Annotated in this window: 20 protein-coding genes and 1 pseudogene; 9 read left to right on the top strand and 12 right to left on the bottom strand. The window is 49.9% G+C overall.

The genetic code is table 11. From position 1 onward, the window contains the following. Positions 1-95: 95 nt before the first annotated feature. The 3 genes and pseudogenes from NYE29_RS22375 to NYE29_RS22365 form a co-directional block, all read right to left on the bottom strand. A complete protein-coding gene (locus NYE29_RS22375) occupies positions 96-968 on the bottom strand; it encodes a sigma-70 family RNA polymerase sigma factor (RefSeq protein WP_340899772.1) in 873 nt (290 codons plus the stop codon). Positions 969-1,062: 94 nt separating this feature from the next. After that, positions 1,063-1,509 (bottom strand): carboxymuconolactone decarboxylase family protein, encoded by a 447-nt coding sequence (locus tag NYE29_RS22370; RefSeq protein ID WP_340897552.1) that lies wholly within the window; start codon positions 1,507-1,509, stop codon positions 1,063-1,065. A gap of 86 nt (positions 1,510-1,595) precedes the next feature. Then, positions 1,596-3,050 (bottom strand): annotated as a pseudogene (locus NYE29_RS22365) (MFS transporter). A gap of 160 nt (positions 3,051-3,210) precedes the next feature. On the opposite strand from NYE29_RS22365, the gene NYE29_RS22360 reads away from it, so the two are divergent. Continuing rightward, positions 3,211-3,636, top strand: a complete 426-nt coding sequence (locus NYE29_RS22360) for a MarR family winged helix-turn-helix transcriptional regulator (protein ID WP_340897551.1) — start codon at positions 3,211-3,213, stop codon at positions 3,634-3,636. A 126-nt stretch (positions 3,637-3,762) separates the two neighbouring features. On the opposite strand, the gene NYE29_RS22355 is transcribed toward NYE29_RS22360, so the two are convergent. Continuing rightward, positions 3,763-4,407 carry a DUF1796 family putative cysteine peptidase gene (locus tag NYE29_RS22355; protein ID WP_340897550.1) on the bottom strand — a complete coding sequence of 215 codons (645 nt, stop codon included), beginning with the start codon at positions 4,405-4,407 and terminating at the stop codon, positions 3,763-3,765. Between the two features lie 157 nt (positions 4,408-4,564). On the opposite strand from NYE29_RS22355, the gene NYE29_RS22350 reads away from it, so the two are divergent. From NYE29_RS22350 to NYE29_RS22340, 3 genes are read left to right on the top strand one after another with little or no spacing between them, the layout of a single operon-like run. Next, on the top strand, positions 4,565-5,071 hold the full coding sequence (locus NYE29_RS22350) for a YbaK/EbsC family protein (RefSeq protein ID WP_340897549.1): 507 nt from the start codon (positions 4,565-4,567) through the stop codon (positions 5,069-5,071). Beyond that, a complete protein-coding gene (locus tag NYE29_RS22345; protein WP_340897548.1) occupies positions 5,068-6,303 on the top strand; it encodes an MFS transporter in 1,236 nt (411 codons plus the stop codon). The genes NYE29_RS22350 and NYE29_RS22345 overlap by 4 nt, the downstream gene beginning before the upstream one ends. A gap of 42 nt (positions 6,304-6,345) precedes the next feature. Further along, positions 6,346-6,582, top strand: a complete 237-nt coding sequence (locus tag NYE29_RS22340) for a hypothetical protein (RefSeq protein ID WP_340897547.1) — start codon at positions 6,346-6,348, stop codon at positions 6,580-6,582. Between the two features lie 332 nt (positions 6,583-6,914). On the opposite strand, the gene NYE29_RS22335 is transcribed toward NYE29_RS22340, so the two are convergent. From NYE29_RS22335 to NYE29_RS22310, 6 genes are all read right to left on the bottom strand, one after another. Next, complete coding sequence (locus NYE29_RS22335) at positions 6,915-8,615, bottom strand: extracellular solute-binding protein (RefSeq protein ID WP_340897546.1); 1,701 nt, start codon at positions 8,613-8,615, stop codon at positions 6,915-6,917. Continuing rightward, entirely contained in the window at positions 8,612-10,015 is a 1,404-nt protein-coding gene (locus NYE29_RS22330) for a response regulator transcription factor (protein ID WP_340897544.1), read from the bottom strand. Before NYE29_RS22330 ends, NYE29_RS22335 begins: the two co-directional genes overlap by 4 nt. Beyond that, positions 10,008-11,753 (bottom strand): sensor histidine kinase, encoded by a 1,746-nt coding sequence (locus NYE29_RS22325; RefSeq protein WP_340897541.1) that lies wholly within the window; start codon positions 11,751-11,753, stop codon positions 10,008-10,010. Before NYE29_RS22325 ends, NYE29_RS22330 begins: the two co-directional genes overlap by 8 nt. Before the next feature lie 134 nt (positions 11,754-11,887). Next, positions 11,888-13,723, bottom strand: coding sequence for an extracellular solute-binding protein (locus tag NYE29_RS22320; RefSeq protein ID WP_340897539.1), 1,836 nt, complete (start codon positions 13,721-13,723; stop codon positions 11,888-11,890). A 171-nt stretch (positions 13,724-13,894) separates the two neighbouring features. Further along, complete coding sequence (locus tag NYE29_RS22315; protein WP_038594234.1) at positions 13,895-14,788, bottom strand: carbohydrate ABC transporter permease; 894 nt, start codon at positions 14,786-14,788, stop codon at positions 13,895-13,897. Between the two features lie 14 nt (positions 14,789-14,802). Further along, on the bottom strand, positions 14,803-15,762 hold the full coding sequence (locus NYE29_RS22310; RefSeq protein ID WP_076109766.1) for an ABC transporter permease: 960 nt from the start codon (positions 15,760-15,762) through the stop codon (positions 14,803-14,805). A 297-nt stretch (positions 15,763-16,059) separates the two neighbouring features. Between NYE29_RS22310 and NYE29_RS22305 the strand changes: the two genes are divergently transcribed. Further along, positions 16,060-16,596, top strand: coding sequence for a CDP-alcohol phosphatidyltransferase family protein (locus NYE29_RS22305; RefSeq protein ID WP_340897536.1), 537 nt, complete (start codon positions 16,060-16,062; stop codon positions 16,594-16,596). A gap of 12 nt (positions 16,597-16,608) precedes the next feature. On the opposite strand, the gene NYE29_RS22300 is transcribed toward NYE29_RS22305, so the two are convergent. Then, complete coding sequence (locus NYE29_RS22300; RefSeq protein ID WP_340897534.1) at positions 16,609-17,292, bottom strand: SDR family NAD(P)-dependent oxidoreductase; 684 nt, start codon at positions 17,290-17,292, stop codon at positions 16,609-16,611. 155 nt (positions 17,293-17,447) lie between these two features. Here NYE29_RS22300 and NYE29_RS22295 point away from each other — a divergent pair, with 155 nt between their 5' ends. The 4 genes from NYE29_RS22295 to NYE29_RS22280 all read left to right on the top strand — a co-directional run bounded on the left by NYE29_RS22295 (position 17,448) and on the right by NYE29_RS22280 (position 20,517). Further along, complete coding sequence (locus NYE29_RS22295) at positions 17,448-18,026, top strand: TetR/AcrR family transcriptional regulator (protein WP_340897532.1); 579 nt, start codon at positions 17,448-17,450, stop codon at positions 18,024-18,026. 105 nt (positions 18,027-18,131) lie between these two features. Then, on the top strand, positions 18,132-19,676 hold the full coding sequence (locus NYE29_RS22290; protein ID WP_340897530.1) for a right-handed parallel beta-helix repeat-containing protein: 1,545 nt from the start codon (positions 18,132-18,134) through the stop codon (positions 19,674-19,676). Positions 19,677-19,796: 120 nt separating this feature from the next. Next, positions 19,797-20,042 carry a hypothetical protein gene (locus tag NYE29_RS22285; RefSeq protein ID WP_340897528.1) on the top strand — a complete coding sequence of 82 codons (246 nt, stop codon included), beginning with the start codon at positions 19,797-19,799 and terminating at the stop codon, positions 20,040-20,042. A 349-nt stretch (positions 20,043-20,391) separates the two neighbouring features. Continuing rightward, positions 20,392-20,517, top strand: coding sequence for a hypothetical protein (locus NYE29_RS22280; protein ID WP_340897526.1), 126 nt, complete (start codon positions 20,392-20,394; stop codon positions 20,515-20,517). A gap of 538 nt (positions 20,518-21,055) precedes the next feature. Here NYE29_RS22280 and NYE29_RS22275 read toward each other — a convergent pair. Continuing rightward, positions 21,056-21,940, bottom strand: a complete 885-nt coding sequence (locus tag NYE29_RS22275) for an SMP-30/gluconolactonase/LRE family protein (protein WP_340897524.1) — start codon at positions 21,938-21,940, stop codon at positions 21,056-21,058. Positions 21,941-22,038 lie beyond the last annotated feature (98 nt).

The following is a 22,038-nucleotide window of genomic DNA, read 5'->3' as shown; positions in this document are numbered from 1 at the left end:
ATAAATTCTTATATGTGCACAAAAGCGCCGCCTCACCTCATTAGGTGGGCGGCGTTCTTTTTGTAAACCAACCGGTTGATAGAACAGCCCGCGCCTTAGAAGACATGACCCAGCTTTTCCGGTCCTACAACCAGATAGAAGCTCTGAATCTGCTCCCCTGCCCGGTCCAGCACCAGACATAGCACGGCTTTAACCTCGCCATCCTGCCTGAATACCAGTTGATCTTCACCGTTAACCGTTTCTACAGACGGCTCCGATTCCCGCAGCCGGTTCAGCACCCGGCGCGAAGTCAGCAGTGCCAGCACTCCCTTGCGGCCAACCATCGGCCTAAGGATCGTATGGACATCCTGGCCGCCGCCATCGGCAACAAGCACGGGATGATCGGACAACAGTTCCAGCATCGCACTGACATCATAAGCGGTAAAAGCCTCGGTAAAGCGCCGCAGCAGGCCAGATCTCGCCGTTCCCGTCCCGGGCTCGGCCATGGTTGCAGAAGGTTCGGCCTGAAGTGTGCGCTTGGCCCGGCTAAAGATTTGCCGGCAATTGGCTTCCGCTTTGCCCAGCATCTCTGCGATATCCCCATAATCGTACTGAAAGGCCTCGCGCAGTACAAATACCGCCCGTTCAGTGGGCGACAGCCGCTCAAGCAGCACCAGAAACGCATACGACAGCGTATCCTTACGTTCCGCTGCTGCCTCAGGTCCGTCATAAGGTTCGCTTACCGGCTCAGGCAGCCACTCGCCGATGTAAGTCTCTCTACGGCTGCGCGCCGAGTTCAGCATATTCAGGCAGCGGTTGGTAATGCCTTTTGCCACATAGGCCTTCATATTGTGAATGCCGGTCCGGTCACGCCGCTGCAGCTCGGCGAAGCAATCCTGCACCGCATCCTCCGCATCAACCGCTGTTCCGAGCATCCGGTAAGCGATGGAGAAGGCGTAAGCCTTGTAACTGAGAAACAGCTCCTCCATCCCCGGTGCTTGAGATGCAGTTAACCTTGTGCCGGCCTCGTTGCTTTGTGGTTTCAATGGCACTCCTCCTACTCCTGAATTTATCCTCAGCGATTTAGAGGCTAGCTCCCGGATACATTCCTGTAGAAATGGCTAACCGGTTCCAGCAATTGATCGTATTGATCGCCATAATCCAATCAACAAATTCTTCTTCGCTGAAATGCTCCCGGACCTTCTCATATACATCGTGGGGCACGCCGGCTTCACTGATATTTGTGACAGCTTCGGCAAGCTCAAGCAAAGCTCTCTCTTTATCCGTAAAGATCGGCGCCTCGCGCCATACCGTAACCAGCAGCAGTTTATCCTGATAATCCCCCAGCTTCAGCAAATCCTTGGCGTGCATATCCAGGCAGAAGGCGCAGCCGTTCATCTGGGATACCCGTATTTTGACCAGTTCAGTCAGGAGCTTATCGCTGCCCCGGCCTGCGGTATGCTGCTCCAGCGACATCATTGCCCGGAAAGCGGGCGCGTTCACTGCTCTGTAATTGAATCTCAAACTCATCATAATCTCCTCCTCAATGTGTTTACAATACTGTAGACAACCGGGCGGATTATTTTGTGACAACTATTTCAATATATATGTTCAAGTTAAGCTGCTGCTCGCTTGTCTCTTCTTGCCATGATCAGCCGCCAGCCGGTAAGCAGTGCCGAGACCAGGCAAATTGCCGAGGAAGTCATAAATACAACATGCATCCCCGAGAGAAAAATATCCGGACGGCCCGGAACCAGATCGGTTACCCGATGCCCTGCCTTGCTGCTCATGACATTAAACAGGATGGAGGTGGCGATGGTGATCCCGACAACCATGCCCACATTGCGGACCAGCGAGTTGACGCTGCCTGCGGAACCAAGTTGTGTCCGCGGCACTTTGGACATGATGAGTGAATTGTTGGGCGATTGGAACAAGCCGCTGCCGACACCGAGCATCGCGATCCACAATCCGACCAATAGCACAGAGCTTCCGTCATGCAGCCGGGCCAGCCCAAACTGGGCGATAACCATCACGATTAGTCCGGCAAAGGTCAGGAGCTCGGAACCGATCTTATCGGACAAGGCTCCGCTGACCGGCGAAACCACCACCATTCAGATCGGAAACAGCATAAGCAGAAATCCGGCATAAAAAGGCGACAGATTCAGCATGTTCTGCGCATAGAACGGGGCAATGATGTTGAAGCAAAAGTTGGCCACGAACACGAGAAATGCACACAAAATGCTGAGTGAGAATAAGGGGTTCTTGAACAGCGAAAGCTGCAGCAGCGGCTCCGTGCGGCGCAATTCTACGGTAATAAAAGCAATAAATGCAGCAACTGCGATGATCAGCGCCGTGAGGATGCGGGCATCCCCATAGCCAAGCTGCTGCCCGAGCAGCAGTCCGGCAAACAGCGTTAGGATAAACACCGCGAACAGCATGCTTCCGGGAATGTCGATTTTCGATTTTACCCGTACCAGATCCTTAGGCAGAACCTTCCATCCAAGCACAACGGCAATCAGGCCAATCGGAAGGTTTACCCAGAAAATATATTCCCAGCCCAGTGTTGAAACAATAATCCCGCCCAGACTCGGTCCGGCGATACTGCCCAGCGAAACGAAGGTGCCGATAAGCCCCAGCGCTTTGCCCCGCTCTGTAGCCGGGAAAATATCCGTCACAATCCCCTGGCTGTTCGCCATGGTCATGGAGGCCCCGATCGCCTGAATCACACGCGATATTATAAGGAAAGGCAGACTTGTGCTCAGCCCGCAGAGCAGCGAGCCGACGATAAAGACGATCGTGCCGATTTTGAAAATCCGGATCTTGCCGAGCATATCTCCAAGCTTCCCGAAGAGCAGGATGACTGCGCAAATAGCCATCAGATACCCTGTCGTTACCCATTCGACCTGAGCTACCGGCAGGTTCAGCTGCTTCACCAGCACGGGCAAAGCAATATTGACAATACTTCCGTCGAGCGTTGACATAAAGGTAAAAAGATTTAAGACGATCAGGATAATCCAGCGTTTCTTCTGGATGGCGGCATCATCCTGATAGGTTGCGGCAATGGAACTCATAACTAACACCCTCTTGAATCAGTTTTTAGAGATAGTTGCATGCGCAACTATCTGGCATTCCCCAGTGTACCGTAAACTAGTTGCGCACGCAACGACTTTGTTGTAATATTTTGAGCAGATAAAGGGTTGCAACAGCATTAAACCTAAAGAGGTGTCATTTTTGAAAAAAGAACCGATTGGCAAGTTGATTTCCAACCTTCAGCGTCAAAACCAGAAATATTTAGCCCGGGAGTTGGCTCCTTATGGGATCGGCGGCGGCGGGCAGCACAGCTTTCTTAAGCTGATCCTTGGCCATCCTGGAATTACCCAGGATCAAATGACAAATGAGATGAAGTTCGATAAAGCAACAACCGCCCGGTCCGTCAAACATCTTGAGCATTTGGGTTATATCGAACGGAGAACCGATCCGAAAGACCGCCGCTCTTCGCTCCTGTATCCGACCGCTAAGACACTTGAGTTCGCACCGGTATTTCAAGCTATAATGGATGAACTTAACCGCAAGCTTTCGGCCAATTTAACGGAGGAGGAAGCAGATCTATTGGTTACTCTGCTCCAAAAGATCAGCATAAATTCCGGAGAGTTGTGATTCGGGGAGGGGGAGGATTGGATGGTCCAGGGCAAAGGACTGGGCTTGTCCGATCAACTGCTAAATGAGGAAGCAGTCGCCACGCTGCCCTGTCCTCAGAACTCATTATCTCGCCCACGCCAGCCTCTATTTCAGACTAATGCCCTCCAGAATGCAGTCCCAAGTCTCATTATCCCCGGTCCGGTTCGGAATGCTCAGTGAACTGATGCCGGGTAGTCCCCATTCGTTATCAATCACTGAATCGAGTCCGTCCACTCCGTTTACGATCAGAATATGGAAGGTTCCCAACGTTAACGAGCCCAGCGCTTTTTGAAGCTGCAGTGACTCTTCATAAGTACTTCCCCAGCGGATGAACAACGCCTTCCGGCTGACAATCAGCTGATCCAGCAAGCGCTGGCTGCGCATGTCGATTTTATCCTTAAAGCCCGGATACACGGAGCCCCACTCCTGCTCCTCAAGAATAGGAAAATCATGAACGGAAATCACATAATAATAGTAATCTTTTATCAAATACGATCGGACCGGCATTACAACTTCATTCTCCACGAAGACATCGTCCCTTTCGTCCGGCACCTCATCCGGCAGCTCCATGTATTCCGGGAATCGTCGGCTGAGCAGCAGGTTCACATCTGTATGGGATAACGAAACCACCCAGTCCAGAGGCGATGAAAAAGTCCTTAAACCCCTTCTGCGTAAATGCGCGGCCGGTTCGCAAGAACTTCCCAGGCATACAATGCAATCATAAGCCCCCTTGATCTCCTCAAACCTCATCTGTCCTCACCTCTATCCTGTTTTTGTATTATTTAATGCCCTTGAGCCAAAAATGCTTGGATGCTAGATTAGGAATGTTTTGCCCATTCATAAAAAACAAGTTAAAATGTAAACCAATATGAAAAAATAATGAACTTTCAGAAAGGAAGCAAGGCTCATGTCGATTGTAAGTGTAAAAGAACATTTCCGTACCTTTAACAAAGAGCAGGATGTACTGGAGTTCGCCACTTCCAGCGCTACCGTAGAAATGGCGGCGGCGACGATTGGGGTAATTCCTGCCCGTATAGCCAAAACCTTGTCCTTCCGCGGGGTAAATGACGATGCCATTCTAGTCGTTGCTGCAGGAGATGCCAAGGTCGACAACAAGAAATTCAGAGAAGTCTTCGGTTTCAAGGCGAGAATGCTCAGTCCCGATGAAGTTCTGGAGCAGACGGGTCATGAGATCGGAGGGGTTTGTCCATTCGGCCTCGCCCGGGAGCTTAAAGTTTATCTGGATATTTCCATGCAGCGCTTCGATACGCTGTTTCCGGCCTGTGGCAGCACCAATTCTGCGATTGAGCTGACCTGTGATGAATTAGCCCTGTACTCTACAAGTACGGACTGGGTGGACGTATGCAAAGACTGGGATGAGCCGCCACTGCCCGGGGACGGACAAGCTTTATGAAGATAAATCCGGCCAAGGGCCACACATCGCCATCGCAGCCAAAGGAACGGTTTCCGCTGTCACTTCTCTGTCTTACCCTTGGCGCATTTGCGATTGGCATGACCGAGTTTATCATCATGGGGCTTCTGCCCAATGTTGCGCATGACCTCGGGGTAACCATACCGCAAGCCGGACAGCTTATTACCAGCTATGCGCTTGGTGTAGCCATCGGCGCACCTATTCTGACTATCTTTACGCACCGGTTGCCGCAGAAGCAGCTGCTCGTCATTCTGATGTGCATTTTTATATTCGGCAATGCTGTGTCGGTGATTGCGCCTACCTACACGTTGCTGATTATCGCCCGCATTCTTACCGCCTTCGCGCACGGGACCTTCCTGGGGGTAGGCACAATCATTGCCGCCAGATTGGTAAGGCCGGAGAAACGGGCCGGGGCCGTATCAGTCGTGCTTGCGGGCTTGACCGTCGCTAATATTATCGGAGTGCCGTTCGGCACCTTTATCGGCCAGCAGCTCGGCTGGCGGGCCTCCTTCGGGGCTATTACCGTGCTGGGCATCGTCTCATTGTTCGGTATTATCCGGTTTATTCCCGTGATTGTCCAGGAGCAGACTGCCAATCTCCGCGAACAGGTGCGCGGTCTGGTGAATCCGAAGGTGCTGCTGATTCTGCTCACCGGAGCGCTGGGCTGCGGCAGTCTGTTCTCGCTCTTCACTTACATCACGCCAATGCTGGAGAACATTACCGGCTTTGCCGAACATCATGTCACCTGGATTCTCGTGCTGTTCGGAGTTGGCGTCACCATCGGAAATATTGCCGGCGGCAAGCTGGCTGACTGGAAACTCATGCCGTCACTGATGGTTAACTTCGGTGTGCTCGCACTGATAATCTCTATGTTCACGCTGACGCTGCACAATCCGCTGCTTACAATTCTTAATATCTTCCTTTGGGGAATCGCGGCGTTCGGCATTATGCCCGGCATTCAGCTGCGCATCATGAACCTGGCGCATAAAGCGCCGCTGCTGGCCACGACCTCAAGCCATTCCGCACTTAATCTGGGCAATGCGGCAGGTGCTTATCTCGGCGGGGTCGCCATCAATTCTTTCGGCCTATCCTCGATTCCCTGGCTTGCCGCTGTCCTTGCAGTACTGGCGTTGGCCGGTGCTTGGCTCAGCTACCTGTCAACGAACGGCCGTGCCGGAGCCGTTGTTTCCGGCGATATAACCGCCGCTCCGTAAGGAGCAGCGGGAGAATATTCTTTTCAGGTTAGACGAAATGGTTTGGACAACACAGAAGGCCGGATTTCCCTGATGGGAACTCCGGCCTTCTGTCTGTTCGGGTGCTACGGGCAGCGGAAGCATTTTTCACCGGAATACGAGCAATTACAAGCTGATGAGAGTACTGACAGCGGCTTATCAACCTGTGAAGTAGCACTTACTCACAGCTACCTACTTTCTACAATGTTTTCTATCCTTACGGACTCAGATGCAGCTATTGTGGAAAAACAAGGCGATTAATTCCACAAGCGGACTCAGGTGCAGCTATTCCATCGATTACAGCCATGATCCGCATCAAGATCAGCATATAACGTCACTGGAGTCCGAAAGTCCAAAAAAACACACGATCTATCTTAAATAAGGACGCTGGGGTCCGAAAGCTTGTTTATACAACACTGGAACTGCTTGATGCTACTCACTCGAAACCCAATGTTCCACCCGTAATCTTCTTACATACGTCGTCCACGTTTACGTCACTTTAACTCTCAGTCAACACCAGAACATCGCCTTACTCCATCCTTTACTCCCTATCCACTCCCCCCAACCTTCCTTTCCATGACCGCCAAAGCTCGCTATTCCGCCATATCACTCATTTGCTCCGCCTCTCTGCTTTTCACGATCACGTTGACTTCTTGGGTGATCTGATCCCCGCCCTGCCTTTTCCATTCCGCCACAAAAGTATCAAAGCTGCTCACCGGCGTATCACCGACGATAATATTCAGGAAGGTCTCGCTCTCCAGCTTCTGCAGCGCCGGCCACACACTCTGCATATGGGTTGTGCTGCCATAAAAAACGCTGCGCACGCCTTCGATCGCTGTCGTAGACAATACGGCTGCCCCGTATTTGTAAGAATTGGCTGCTTTCCAGCCCTCCAGATTCTTCTTCGGCTGCTCCTCCTCGGCGAGCCACCGCTCATAGATGACCCTGGTATCCGGGTCTAGCAGATCCGGGTCGATCTTGCCGTGAAGCGCCTGCTGAATGTCCGCATAATGCTTCTCAATAGCGCCGGAATAATCAATCAGCAGATCAAACGGGTAATACGCACGCGGCTGAATGCCGGTTTGCGCCGAGAAGTCATCCAGTTTCTTGACTTCCTCTGTGTTGGGGTCCCGTCTTCTCTCCAGCCGGGTGAAGACGTTGAGCAGCTTCATAACGGCTTCCGGATGCTCATACCCTTTGCGGACGACAAGATAGCGGTCAGTTACCGGCGCCATATGCGCGACGAATTTGCCTGCGCTGTCCAGCGGCGCGGCATAGGCCCGCCATTCCGCCTTTGTATCAAGCGCCACTGCCTCTGACAGCGGATAGTAGGGCATCCACCACGGGCCGAAAAACATCCCCGCATTGCCGGAGATAATCGGCTCCTGTGTTTCTTTATAAAGCGCAAATTCAGGGTCGATTAGGCCGCGTTTGTACCAGTCGGCCAGCTTGGCTAACGCTTCTTTGGTTTCCGGTGCAACTGACCCGTAAACAATCTCGCCGCTGCCCGTTCTGATCCAGTTGGTAGGAAAAGCGTGAAAGGCGCTGAACACGGAGTCCAGGCCATTCACATGCGGCTTGGTTCCGTATACGATATTTTTGTAGGCGCTAAGCCCCAGCGTATCCCGTTTCCCATTGCCGTCAGGGTCCCGTTCAACAAACGCCTTCGCGATGGCTTCAATATCCTCAAAGGTCCGCGGAGCCGGAAGCTCCAGCTTGTCGAGCCAATCCTGGCGGATCCAGAGCAGCGACAGGGAATCCGCATTGATCGCCACATTCGGCAGCCCGTACAGCTTACCGTTGCGGGAGGCATCGCCAAGCGCCTCGCCTTTGGTCGAATCATACATATCCTTGATCAGCTCTGAGCCGTATTGCTCGTATGTTTCGGTCAGATCCGCAATCATATCGCTGTCGATCAATTTTTTTAATTGATCCCTGTCCACCACCACGGCATCGGGCAAATCGTTGCTGTCGATGGCCAGCTGCACTTTTTGATTAAACGGCTCCTCGCCTTTTGCCTCCCAGGAGTGGATAACCCTGATGTTCGTGAGGCTCTCCAGATACCGGGAAATCGGGTTATTGTCATTGCTGTCGCCAGTGTTCAGCCGGGAATCAGGCACTTTGAACCCTACACGCATTACGACAGGATCTTCATATCTGCCATAAGCAGCAGTTTCGGCGGTACCGCCGCCCGGTTCGCTCCCTGCGGAATCCGACGGCACCCTGCTGCCTTGGCATGCCGGCAGACAAAGCAGCAGCAAGGCGGAGATGTAAACAGTAAGCCTCTTCGTCAAGTCCTCATCCCCTCCGCACGGTATTCACTCGGCAGCTTGCCGACACGATCCCGGAACAGCCTGCTGAAATAACGGTCATCCTCAAAGCCTGATTTGCAGGCAATCTCGCAAATGGGGTCATTACTTTCCAGCAGCAGCGATTTGGCCAGATTCAGCCGCATCTCCCGCAGACTCTCCCCAAAGCTCTCTCCGGCAAAACGGGCGAAGCACTGGCTGAAATAGCCCCGGCTCATATTGACAGCGGCTGCAACATCGCTTTGATTGATTTTGTCCCCGGCATGGCTTCGCATATAACGGACAGCCCGGATGAGGCAGAGCATCACCTCTTTGCTCAGGCCCAGCTCAATCATCCGCCGCTGCGCATGATCGGAGAACTGCCTCAGCCAGTGTTTCCATTGGCACCAGTTCAGGTTATTCCCTGCCGCCGCTTGCAGCTGCGCCGTCTCCTCGGGCTTCAGCAGCAGAGCTCCCCAATTTCCGAGCAGTGCATACCCAAAGTCGGAAACCCGCTGCGGTGAAGGCTGCTGTATCACTACTCCGGCCATAAAAGTCTCCCATCCGCCCCGGTCTATCGTCCATCTGAGATTCAGTGCTCCTTGTAGAACATCTTCCTCATCACTGAAGATCGTTGCCTCCGATGCCATCACTTTAAGCTCGGCATAGTTCAGTCTGGCCGGTTCCTCGGCTCCCCCGGAATAGAACAGCGCATGTTGCGCTGTCAGCCCAAGGATCTTCTCCACTTCCAGCAGGCTTTGATCCCGCAGTCCGCTCACCAGCGCCGTCTGCCAGCGGCCCCCAAGCATTTGCTTGAGCTCACGGCTGCCATCTTCCTCCGCATACCGCTGGTGCAGCGGCGTGATCCACATGTCCTGAAATGTGATCAGCGGATGGTTCTTCACCACCGAGAGCTGAAACAGCTCTTCCTCGCTGGACCGGGGGTCCAGCGGGATGTAGAGCAGCGCCTTGTCTGCAGCGATAATCCTGCCCTCTCCGCGGCTAAGCGACTCCCGGGTGCTGTCCTCCCATTTGATCCGTTCAACCAAACGGCGGATCGTCTCATCCGCATTCTCCACCTCCAGCAGTGTCTTCACAATGTAATCAACCGCACCCAGGCGCAGCGCCTCCTGCACATAATCAAATTCATGATGGCAGGTCAGCACTACGCAGCGGATGGCTGGGAACCGCTGCCGCACCTGCCGGATGAGATCGAACCCGGACATCCCCGGCATGGTGAGATCGACAAACAGCAGATCGGTCTCCTGCTCGCGGAGCAGGGCCAGCGCGGCATTGCCGTCCCCGGCCTCTCCGACAATCACAACTCCAAAGGACGACCAGTCAATCAGCGAGATGAAGCCTTTGCGCACAAGCCGCTCGTCATCGACCACAACAGCCTTAATCATCGAAGTCCTCCTTGCTTTTCTTAGGTATGATAATGGATACACATGTGCCTTCCCCCGGGTTGCTGGCAATTTGCAGAGTCATCTGATCTCCGTAATACATCCTCAGCATCCGCATGACGTAGGAGAAGCCGATGCCGAGTCCCCGCTTTCTGGCACCGTCATCCGAGAGCAGCTCTTCAATCTTGTCAGGGTCCATTCCCGTTCCGTTATCCTTCACACACAGCAGAATTTCATCTACATCATGCGCAGTAATTATAACCTCGACCTTCCCGTTATCGCTGAGCCCGTGATAAATCGAATTTTCGACCAGCGGCTGAAGCAGAAAACGCGGGACCGCAGCTGACAGCACATCTTCCTCCGCCTGCACGTTGAACTCAAATTCATAATCGTAACGGATACGCTGAAGCTCCATATAATTGCGGATAGCTTCGATTTCTTCACCGATCGTAACAATAATGCTCTGTTTGCCGAGATTGTAATGCAGCACCTTCACCAGCAGTGTGACCAGCTTGTCAATTTCCTTCTGCCCGTTCAGCCGGGCGAGCCACTGCACCGTGTTCAGCGTGTTGTGCAAGAAATGCGGGTTGATCTGGCTGAGCAGCTTCTCAATCTCGAACTGGCTTTTCTGCTTCTCATTGCGGGCTACGGCCAGCAGCAGATCATTGACCTGATCCTTCATCTGCTGAAAGTTGCTCAGTACAAAGTCGAACTCCTCCACATTCGTGAAGGCAACAGGAGCAGTAACATTTTCGGCCATACGGATAATTTCCACGTTGACTTTGCGCAGAGGGCCATAAATCCGCTTCCAGATCAGCCAGGCCAGAACTCCGGCAAAGAGCAGTGTGGAGAGGGCGAGCAGAATCATTTTGTAAAACCAGGAGTAAATTTCACTGTTAAATACCGATTTCTTCACGACAGCCACCAGCTTCCAGCCCTGCGGACTCTCGTATCGGAACAGATGGTAGCCGTCCAGCTCCTCATGCGGAAGCCCCGAAGATTTCCCTGCCGCTTTGACGATCTTTCCGGGCAGCTTGCCGTCGATGACATGGGTAAGTGTGCCGCTCTGGTTGACCAGCAGATGGTTTACCTTCATTCCATAGGCTTCCTGCTTAAAAATTTTGCGCAGCAGACTGTAGTTCGTCTCCAGATAGATATACAGCTGATGCTGGCCGCTCACCCTGACAATCCGCTGCTCGGAAAAAACCACGTTATCGCCTACAGCATACATCGTGCCATGCGGCCCGTAATAATCAGCTCCGTTATAGCGCATAAAAGAAGGCAGCGTGCTGATATCAAAGTTCCTCCGCGCGCTCATGTTGGTAAACAGCACCGGATCATCGCTGCCAGGCATGATATAGGCAGTTAACCCTATGTAAGGATTGGTGAAGTTGACCAGATTAATCTTCTGGTTGATCGAACTCATAATCTGCGATTTGCGGTAAATCTGCTTCTCCAGCAGAAAAGAAGACATTTCCTCCACAATCTGGCCGTCAAGCGCAAACTGCTTGGAGGCAAAATCAAGATTGTCGATGGCATTCTCCAGGCTGAGCGCCTCCTGGCGCAGGCTTGCGCTGATCCCGCTGCCGATTTTCCCCGAAAGAATCGAAAAAATCGAAGTGTAGGATACAATTCCGACGATCAGGAGCGGCAGCAGCGTACCGATCAGCAAATAAATCACCAAGGTAGTCCGCAAAGATTTGACTGCCGGCGTATGGCTCCCTGGCTTCGTTCTGCTCATTTTCCGTATCCTCTCTTCTTTTTGTAAGCGTTTTATATAATAGAATTAGAATACCAGATTTAACCTGAACTGAAAATAATAAGGCAGAACAGCTCACCGCGCCGCCCTGCCTTATCTTTATGCTCTGTCCCTGCTTACTTTACACTTTTGCGGGCCTCGAATAGCTCCTCCGCTTTTTTGACCGAAAATTCAATAACGTCGGCATAGCCGAGACCGTTGACCTTGTCATGCATTTCCTTGTTCAGCTTGTCAAATTCAGCCTGATTTTTGGCAAAAACCATTTTCCAGGAAATCTGCTGAATGACTGTACCGATCTGTTTATTTTTCTGCTCCAGCGTTTTATCCATGATCAGTGGCTCTTTGCCGGTGAAGCCCTGCGGCGCAACGGCAAGCAGATTATTTTTCTCAAAGTATTCCTTAGCGGTCAGTACGCCCATCTTTGCTCTCCAGTCACTGTCAAGCTTCGATGGATTGCGTTCCAGTGTTGTCTTCCACAGATTGTGGTCATACGGCTCGCTTGTCTCAGGATTCTCCATCGCCGGAACAACAAACGAGAAATTCATCTGATTTGACCCGTAATAATAGTCACCGCCGCCGAATTCTTCAGGTACTTGGGTGTTCTGCTGGTCAGTGTAAGCCTTCCAACCGAAATCGGTGACTACTGGCTGGCCACTGCTGTTAATATCCCAGGTCAAGCCCTTAGGACCATTAGGTACAGCTGTTCCGCTGCCTGCCGAGAGCATCGCGCCTTCCGGCGTATACATCCAATTGAGGAACTCCATAATCCGCTCAGGCTCCTTGGCTTTTGCTCCGATGGAGATAATACCGTTGCCGCCGTACACATTGAAGCCTGTTGAATACATCAGTTCATCCTTGAACGGCACCAGTGCAAAACCTTTACCTTCCGCCGTTCTTTCCGCGGTATTGTAGTTGGCGGCACCCAGCCACGGGAACCAGGAGAACAGCATACGGCCGTCCTTGTATTTCGCCACCACATCATCAAATTTCTGGGTCAGGGAGTCAGGATCGAGCAGCCCCATTTGGTTGGCCTCGTAATACAGCTTGAGCGACTTCATGTACCAGCTGTCCTCGGAGAGGAAATCATAATATTTCTCTTCATCGGCTTTGACGTAGACTGCAGTATCGGGGATTTCATCATAGCCCAGCATGTTGGCGAATTGCTTTGCCAGCGTCATTTTGTAGTTGCCGTCCCAGTCGGACCAGAGCGAGAAGGCATAGGTTTTTTTGCCTTGCTCATTCTTCGGCTCAAGCTCCTGCATCTTTTTCAGGACCGGCAGGTAATCCTCAATGGTTTTAATCTCCGGTGCCCCGATTTGCTGGTACAGATCCCAGCGTAAATCCGGTCCCCAAGTCATATCCTTGCCTTCGGAAGGGCCGGAAGGATTGGTAGCAACACTGTTTCCGATGCCATAGACTGCGCTGCCCCCGCCAAAGGCAACTTTAGCCTTCTCCACAGCTTTCGGGAATTGCTTCATGATATCGGTGCCGTATTTATCAAGCAGCCCATCCTGCGTCCAGTCCAGCAGCAGCTTTCCTTTGATCGCATTGGGATAGTGGTTTTTATCATCCCCGAAGACGATGATATCTCCAAGATCGCCGGAAGCCATCATCGCCGAGATTTTGGTGTCCCCGCCGGTCAGGTTGGAGGCGACGATATCCAGCTCGATGTTGAATTTATCCTTGATGACCTTAGCGAACCAGCCGGTCTGCGGCCCCGCATAGTTGGCGGTTGTTGAGAATACCGTCAGCTTCAGCGGTTTGGAATGATCAAGTGCGCCGTCATCCGGTGCTGCGGTTTCTTTTGCCGCATTCGTAGCCTCGGTGACCGGTTTATCTGTACTCTCCGCTTTGCCCCCATTGCCTGAATTCCCGTTTCCGCCGCCGCAGGCTGCCAGAACGAACACCATGATGGCGCTCAGCAGAAGCAGCGATAACCTTCTGAACTTCATAGCTTGTTACCCCCTAATAGTTTTGTGAGAATCTGCTCCTCTTGAATCTGCATCGAACAAAACCCGTTTCGTAAGCATACACTTTAAGTTTTGTGTACATTTGCATAAGTGCAAGCTCCGCCACAGGCAGAGCCGGACTCCATTCCTGTTCCTTGCAGTTGCTGCCTTGTGTCAGCCCTTGACTGCGCCGATCATAATGCCTTTGACAAAAAAACGCTGGAAAAACGGATACACAATTAGAATCGGCAGTACCACAATCATCGTTACTGTCATCCGGACCGAGGTCGGGGTCTGCATGTTCTGGACGCTGGCTGCCATATCCGGTGAATTGCGGATCAGCGCTGCCAGCGAACTGGACTCATTTAAGTAACGCCAGAGCAGAAACTGCAGAGTGTAATATTTCGTATCCGTCATCAGAAATGCGGTATCAATGAAGGAGTTCCACTGGCTTACCGCCGAAAATATCGTAATCGTAGCCAGAATCGGCGTTGTCAGCGGGACAATAATACTCCAGAACACCCGCAGATAACCTGCTCCATCCATGCTCGCGGATTCCTCCAGTGAAGGCGGGATCGCCTCCACAAAGGTTTTGACCAGAATAATATTGAATGGCGTAATGATCGTCGGCAGAATATAAGCCAGATAATTGTTGGTCAGATGCAGGTTGTGCATCGTAATGTACCAGGGAATCAGCCCGGCGCTGAAGTACATCGTAACCACAACGCTGCGGTACCAGATTTGCCGGCCCCACATCTCCTTTTTGGTGAACAGATACCCCAGGAAAGCCGAAGCGCCTACGGTCAGCATTGTGCCGACTACTGTACGGTAGACCGACACCAGCGCTGCATGGCTGAGCCCGCTGATCCGCAGCACCTTGAAGTAGTTGTCGAAATGGATCTCACGCGGATAATATTTGATATAGCCTGCCGCACTGAGATCATTGGAGCTGATCGTGTTGATGAACAGATAATAGAACGGATAAATGCAGCTCAGGGTGAACAATCCAAAGAGCAGATAGTTAATTCCCTGGAACAGGGCATCGCCGGGCTTTAGCTTTTTTCGCAAGTGGAGTCACCCCCTTAAATGATAGATTCGTCGCGCACCACTCTCGACAGCGTATTGGCCGCGAACAGCAGAATGACGCTGACGACCGATTTCAGCATGCTGACCGCCGTGGCGAACGGAAAGTTGTTGGCAAAGGCGATATTGTACACATACAGGTCCAGCACTTCGATGGCATCCTTGTTCATTGCGTTCTGGAAGGCAAAATACTGTTCCATCCCGTTATTCACAAAGTTCCCGATCGAGAGCAGCAGTAGTACAAAGAAGGTAGGGATAAGACCGGGCACGGTAATATGCCAGATTTTGCGGAACCGGCTGGCTCCGTCCACCTCTGCCGCTTCATACAGCTCCTGGTCAATGCCGGCAATCGCCGCCAAATACAGGATTGCCCCCCACCCGAGCGATTTCCACCAGTACCAGGCAATCATCGTGACCCAGATATTCGAGCTGGAAGCAAGGAAATTGTATCCCTCATCGACTATGCCCAACTGCACGAGTATGCCGCTCACCACCCCGCTATCCACGGAAAACAGCGAGAACGCCAGCGCATAGACGAGAATCCAGCTGATGAAATTCGGAATCGTGGTCAGTGTCTGTACGAACTTGCGGTACCAGCCCGACTTAATCTCGGTGAGCAGTATCGCAAAAATGACCGGAAAAACAGAGGTTATCAGCCCCAGGGAGCTCATCACCACCGTGTTCTTCAGCACGCGCAGCACTTCGGCGGTCTGCGTCGGATTCGAAACCATAGTCCGGAACCATTTCAGCCCGACATACGGCGTGTCCGACAGCGGAATGCCGGGGATGAAATCATAGAACGCGTAGATCCATCCGCTGATCGGCAAATAGTAGAAAATAAAGGTCACAACAAGAAACGGAAGCGCCATGAGAAACAGCTTGTGTTTGTTCTGCAGCTTCCTGCGGGATGGACGGACCGGCTCCACTCCGCGAAGCAGCTCTTCGGAAGGTACCCCCATATCGGAATCTCCTATATCCAGATTTTTGTTTACGCTTTCATCCTAGCAGACCTAAGCATACCGCCGGGAGAGAGGACAGATCGCCTTTCCGTGAGAGCTGTAGCACAGTTTCGGACCATTTTCGCAGGGGAATGGACCATTTTCACAGGGAGATGCCAAAAGAAACAGACCGCCGGGAACCGGTGGCCTGTTTAACGTTCTATTGTGAAGTTATGAATTGCACATGAAGACGGTAACTGGGATGATTATCGCATCAACCAAATGAAGGGGACACATTCTTTATAGGAGGTTATGCCGTTGTTAAAAAATACCGCAAATATCCTCTCAATCAGCCGCATCGTGCTCCTGCCCGCCTTGTTTTTTACTTACGGCAATGCCCTGCTCTTTACGGCAGTCTATCTGGCTTGCGGGCTTAGCGATGTGTTGGACGGGTATATTGCCCGTAAGACCAAAAGTGAAAGTACCTTGGGCGCGAAGCTGGACTCCATTGCCGACCTCGGCTTTTTTGCTGTAGTTATGGTGTCGATCATTTTCAAGAATGGGGATGAAATATTAGAATATCTGCCATGGATCGCTGCCACCGTGCTCATTCGCATGGCCAACCTGGTCATTGCGGCGTATAAATATCATGCATTTGCCATCCTGCATACCTGGGGAAACAAACTTGCCGGTTTTTTGCTGTTTGCAACTCCGCTCATCCTTCACTTGGATCAAACGGCATGGCTTTTGCCGGTATGTTTCACCGCCGTTCTGTCGGCAGCGGAAGAGAGCATTATTCACCTTACCTCCACCGAACTTGATTTGAACAGAGCCAGCCTTTTTTACAAAAAATGAATGAATTAACAGTTATGGATTAGGAATTTTCGTCGGATCAAACCCTGGCGGGAATATTTCTTCAAAGCGGTCCTTCTTCTCGTATAGGTCATACCAAGTATCTGCAATGACATCCGGATCGCCTGCTGTACCGGCTTGTATTAAGGTTCCGATGGAAAGATGTCCGACAAATATACCTTTTTCTTTCAACTCATTGTGCAAGTTTGTAGCGTAATTACGAATACCCGACATAACGATTCCACCATTCCCGACAAAAGGCAACGGGAACATAGCAGATAAGCCTGTTGTAAATAGAATGGCACCCGAACGGTTGTTTATCATATCCGGTAATACCTCATTGACCAAAAGAACGGCAGGCAACACATAGCTGTTTACTTGTTCTAATACACTCTCTGGCGTTGTTTCCAGCACATTTGTGAATTTATCCCACCCTGCATAAGGGCTAAACTCTAGCACATCGATAGAACCAAAATCCTTTTTAACCGCTTGAATGGTTAGTTTTAAAGCAGCCAAGTTCGTGACATCCGCTACATAAGACTGTGCTTCGATATTTAATTCTTTAAGTTCGCTTATGATCATTGATAATTTCTCTGGATTACGCGAAATGGCAGCCACCCTAAATCCGTTCTCTCCGAATTTTTTGGCTAGCGACAAACCTAATCCAGGACCTGCACCCACTATTGCAATAGTTTTCATTTTTCGTAAGCTCCTTTTCTGTGCTATATTAAAGTAACAGGTGTTGCTTTAATGGATAATATACAACCTATGATTTAATGCAACAACCAACAATTGATGCACAAATGTTGCTATAGCGACAAGCTTGTTAATATGTCGGGTTAGGGGTGAAGCAAATGGCGGCAAAAGTAATGAATGTGCGAATGACACAAACGAAACAGTCTTTGATTAACGCATTTTTTCATTTGGTTTCCAAAAAGGATTTTGAAAAAATAACAATAGCGGATATAACAAAAGGAGCACAAGTCAACCGGGCTACATTCTATGCGCACTTTACTGACAAATACGAATTATTGGACTACGTTATGGGAGATTCTGCATCAGCTGCCATTGTAAAACACACTGCAGGCGTAGTGAAATTCGATCAAGACAGCATCCATCAGCTCGTTTTAGCGGTATGCGATTTTTATCGACCACCTGACATCCAATGCCGCAGCAGCTATGTAAGCTTAGTCGTACCGCAATTGAAAGAAAAAATAGTAAATGAGTTGAAGGAATATTTGTCGAAAAGTCTGGAAGACATCTATACAGCTGACGAGAAAAATATTTATGTGCCTATTTTTGCACAAGTCATCCATGAAGGTGCCTTTCAATGGGCTACTGGGAACGTAAGTACTAATAAAGAAGACGTCGCCATGAGAGTTTCATTATTAGTAATAGGTGGATTTCAATCTTCCGAGCTGACGTTACGCTAACGGGGCACATTTACTCAAACATTACTAGATAGCGCATAAGAGCCACTTACGGATGACTATAGTATAATTACAAGAAAACCATTCAGGGAAGGCAGATCCAGCTCAATGCAAACAAAGCGTAAATTTTTCATACTGAGTTTGGTAGTTGCAACCGTAATGATTATGCTGTTGCAATTGCGTGCCACTTCTACTTCCGCAGCTGTTCCTACTTATTTTGTTGACTCCAAAGGCAGCGATGACAACGAGGGCACCAAAAAATCTCCCTGGAGAACGCTCCAGCATGCAGCAGACTCCGCAAAACCGGGCAGCACGGTGTATGTAAGAGGAGGCGTCTATAAGCAAAAGCTTAAAATAAGCCGTTCAGGCTCAGCCCGGGAGGGTTCGATCACGTTCGCTAATTTCCCGCAGGAAAGAGCAATCCTTGATGGCAGCGGACTTTCTGTCACAGGACAACAAGGCCTGATTGAGATTGAAAATGCCAGCTATATTACGATAAAGGGGTTTGAAATCCGTAATTTCAGCACAGCAAAAACAGAGCAATTGCCAATAGGTATATTTGTCCACGGTTCTGGTAGCTATATTAAGATACTGAATAACAAAGTACATGATATCAAAAATACTGCAACACCAGCCGGCAGTGACCTGCTTGGCCGGGATGCTCACGGTATCGCTGTGTATGGCACTGAGGCTCCCGCCTCCATTCATCATGTAACGATAGAAGGTAATGAGCTATATAAGCTGGTACTGGGTTCAAGCGAGTCCCTTGTTATCAACGGAAATGTCGATACTTTTGCCGTGACGAACAATCTCATTCATGATAATGACAATATCGGTATCGATCTCATCGGCTTCGAAGGAACGGCGCCGCATCCGTCCTACGATCAAGTGAGAAACGGATTAGTCAGTGGCAATAGAGTATATAACATCACATCCAACTTTAACCCTTCTTACGGTACATCACTTCCTAACCATAGCAATGCAGCTGGCGGTATTTACATCGATGGGGGAAAAGACAGCGTTATTGAACGAAATTACAGTTACAACAACGATATTGGCATTGAAATTGCCAGTGAACATGCAGGGAAATCCACAAGCGAGGTTACCGTGCGGAGCAACATAGTCTACAGTAACCGGTATACGGGAATAGCGCTGGGCGGATACGATATGGAACGAGGTTCAACAGTAAATTGCAAGATCATCAACAATACCCTATATCACAATAATTCGCTAAATGATGGCAGTGGTGAAATTTTGCTACAGTACGATACCAAAAATAATATGATCACCAATAATATCATCTTTGCGAATTCATCGAATGTCTTCATCTATAACGAACAGAAGAAAAACTCGGGAAATGTAGTAGACTACAATCTTTATTACGCTCCCGGAGACGTATCGAAAGCAAGTTGGATTTGGAAAAACCAGGAGTATATCAGTTTCACCACCTATAAGACCCGTACCGGAAATGATAGCCATTCTGTATTTGCCGATCCTGGATTTGTGAAGCAAGCCTCAAATGATTTTCACCTTAGAGCTGCCTCCGCCGCAATCGATGCGGGTAAATCTTACAGTTTCATCGTCAAAACCTTGGACACTGACGGTCAAGCAAGACTACGGGGAGCATCAGTTAACATAGGGGCCGATGAGTAACGGCTCACGTACGTCTGATAGTCTTTGCTCAACTATTAGGAAAAAAAGTTTAACCTACTGGAGACGGGATAAGTTATTATGTAAATATTCTTAGCTATATGGATTGGTTAGCAACCGGTCGTGATTGCATTGTTAGTTGAAATTGACGGTTATTTTCACAGATCTTACATTTCGGGTGCCAAGTGTACTAAGCAGGAGTTAAAACAAAAATATCTAAAAGTAAAAGAGCAAGTTACTGATTTAAGCGATTTACCCGAAGTCTTTTACAAGCTCTACAATTTCGAACAGTTACCTCTTAAAGGAGAGGTAGAGGTGGATTTTGTAATCGATACTGACACGGATAGGATTTACAAACCGAGTTATTGAGATAACGGAACACCTTAATTCAATAGAGCAACGGCAGTCTAGAACGATATTTCGTTCATGGCTGCCGTTGTTTGGAATCCACTTAAAAACACCACTTAGGTCTTAGAAGCTTTAGTAGCTGTGGTTTTAGCACCAATTGTAATCAGAGATTGCCTTTGTTCGTCCTGAGTTGCCTTGGCCATTTCCTATGCTGTAGGATACTTGAGTGCCAGCTTAAGGACGCTAATTGTACTTGTTTTTTAAAAGCTAGCTTTAGGACTTTGTCCATTAAGAAATCAGTCGAATAAACTAACATCTCCTTGAAAATAATATTACTGTATCACCAAAACTACAACTTAGGAGGTTAACAATGACGCAAGTACCAAAAAAAACAAAGACATATCAAAATTCACAATCTATATCGGGTATTTTTAGAGAAATAACGGGCTTGACATTAATTGGGAAGATGGCACATGTGAAAGTAGTTTTAAAGTAACTTCATTAGGAGCTGAACCTGAAGGAATTTATTCAGCAACCTTAGTCTATCATTTTTTAGATAGTGCAATAGAGAAATTGGAAAATGGAATGAAGGAATCTTTCCAGTATCTTGTGGTACGATGAATGAACCACGTAATCCACGTGCTAGTTATGACGGAAGCCTCTATGACAGAATTGCCCATGTTGAGTGTCCTGTTGAAGGGACTTGGGTGTGGTGTGCTAGCGATGACGATGGGATTAAGTAATGCAACTTTAGAGTGATTATAAAATTTCTCTGGGTATCGTGTACTATTCAAAATTGCGTATGAAGAGCCCTCGTTTTGAATAAAGAACGATCAATTGTTTTCTTCAAGATTTATTCAGTTAGACAAAAAAGAGAACGCTCCCGAGCTTTCGCTTGGGCTACGTTCTCTACATCCTATTAGCGATTATAAATTAAGCACCCATACGTGTAGCATGTAGTTCTTCATATCAATCAATAAACGAGACTAAGCACTAAGATAACAATATTTTATTAAAACAACAGGTAACCCATACTACCGCACTTTGCCTGCAAAAACATTGGCCGGCACTCCCTGCACCCCGGCTTTGAACTTAAACAGTCCTCCAGCCAGCGGCCAGTGCTGCAATTCTTCTTCGCTCATCCCGCTTCTCGCTGTAGTGATGTACAGCTCGTCCAGCGCCTCGCCGCCGAAAGTGCAGGAGGTTACATTCTTGGCCGGCACTTCAACCTTGCCGATCTGTTTCCCGGTGTGCGGATTCCAGCGCGAGACACAGCTCCCGCCCCACTGGGCCACCCAGAGCATGCCCTCACGGTCAATCGTCATCCCATCAGGACCGCCTGCACCTTCCGGCAAAGTAAAAGCGGTCCTGCGTCCGCTGACTGTCCCGCTCTGCAGATCATAATCCATAACATCCACGCCCCGGGTCGGCGTATCAATGTAATACATCAAGCTGCGGCTGTCATCCCAGGCCAGTCCATTTGAGATGCCGATGTCCGGCAAGACATGGCGCACCTCCCCATGAGGCTCCATGACATACAGATTGCCCGCCCCCGGTGTTGAATCCATACTCATGGTGCCGAACCATAGCCGGCCTGCACTGTCGCATTTGGCATCGTTCAGCCGGTTGCGGGGCAGCTCAGGCTCCACTGCAGCGATAAGCTGCGGCTGCCCGTTCTTCTTGAAGCTGTAGATTCCGTCCTGCAGCGCAAGTATCCAGCCGCCGTCTGCGGCCGGCACTGCCGCACTGACCATGCTATCGAAGGAATAGATCTCCTCGCCTTGTCCCATAGGTTCATAAATTCTCAGCCGTCTGCCCTCGATATCAACCCAATGAAGTTTACTTTCCTGTCCGTCCCAATGGGCGCCTTCCCCAAGCAGTGCTTTCGCGTCAATTACCAATTCAGCTTGACCAATCATTGAAGCTCCTCCTAATTCATGCCAGTATATTACATTACTCTTTATTCTACATCCTTCTACTTTTCTAATCTACTCCGGTCGAAGATGACACTCTTATG

Source organism: Paenibacillus sp. FSL M7-1046, from assembly GCF_038007405.1.
Lineage (GTDB): Bacteria > Bacillota > Bacilli > Paenibacillales > Paenibacillaceae > Paenibacillus_AQ.
This window is presented reverse-complemented; position numbering and strand designations above follow the sequence as displayed.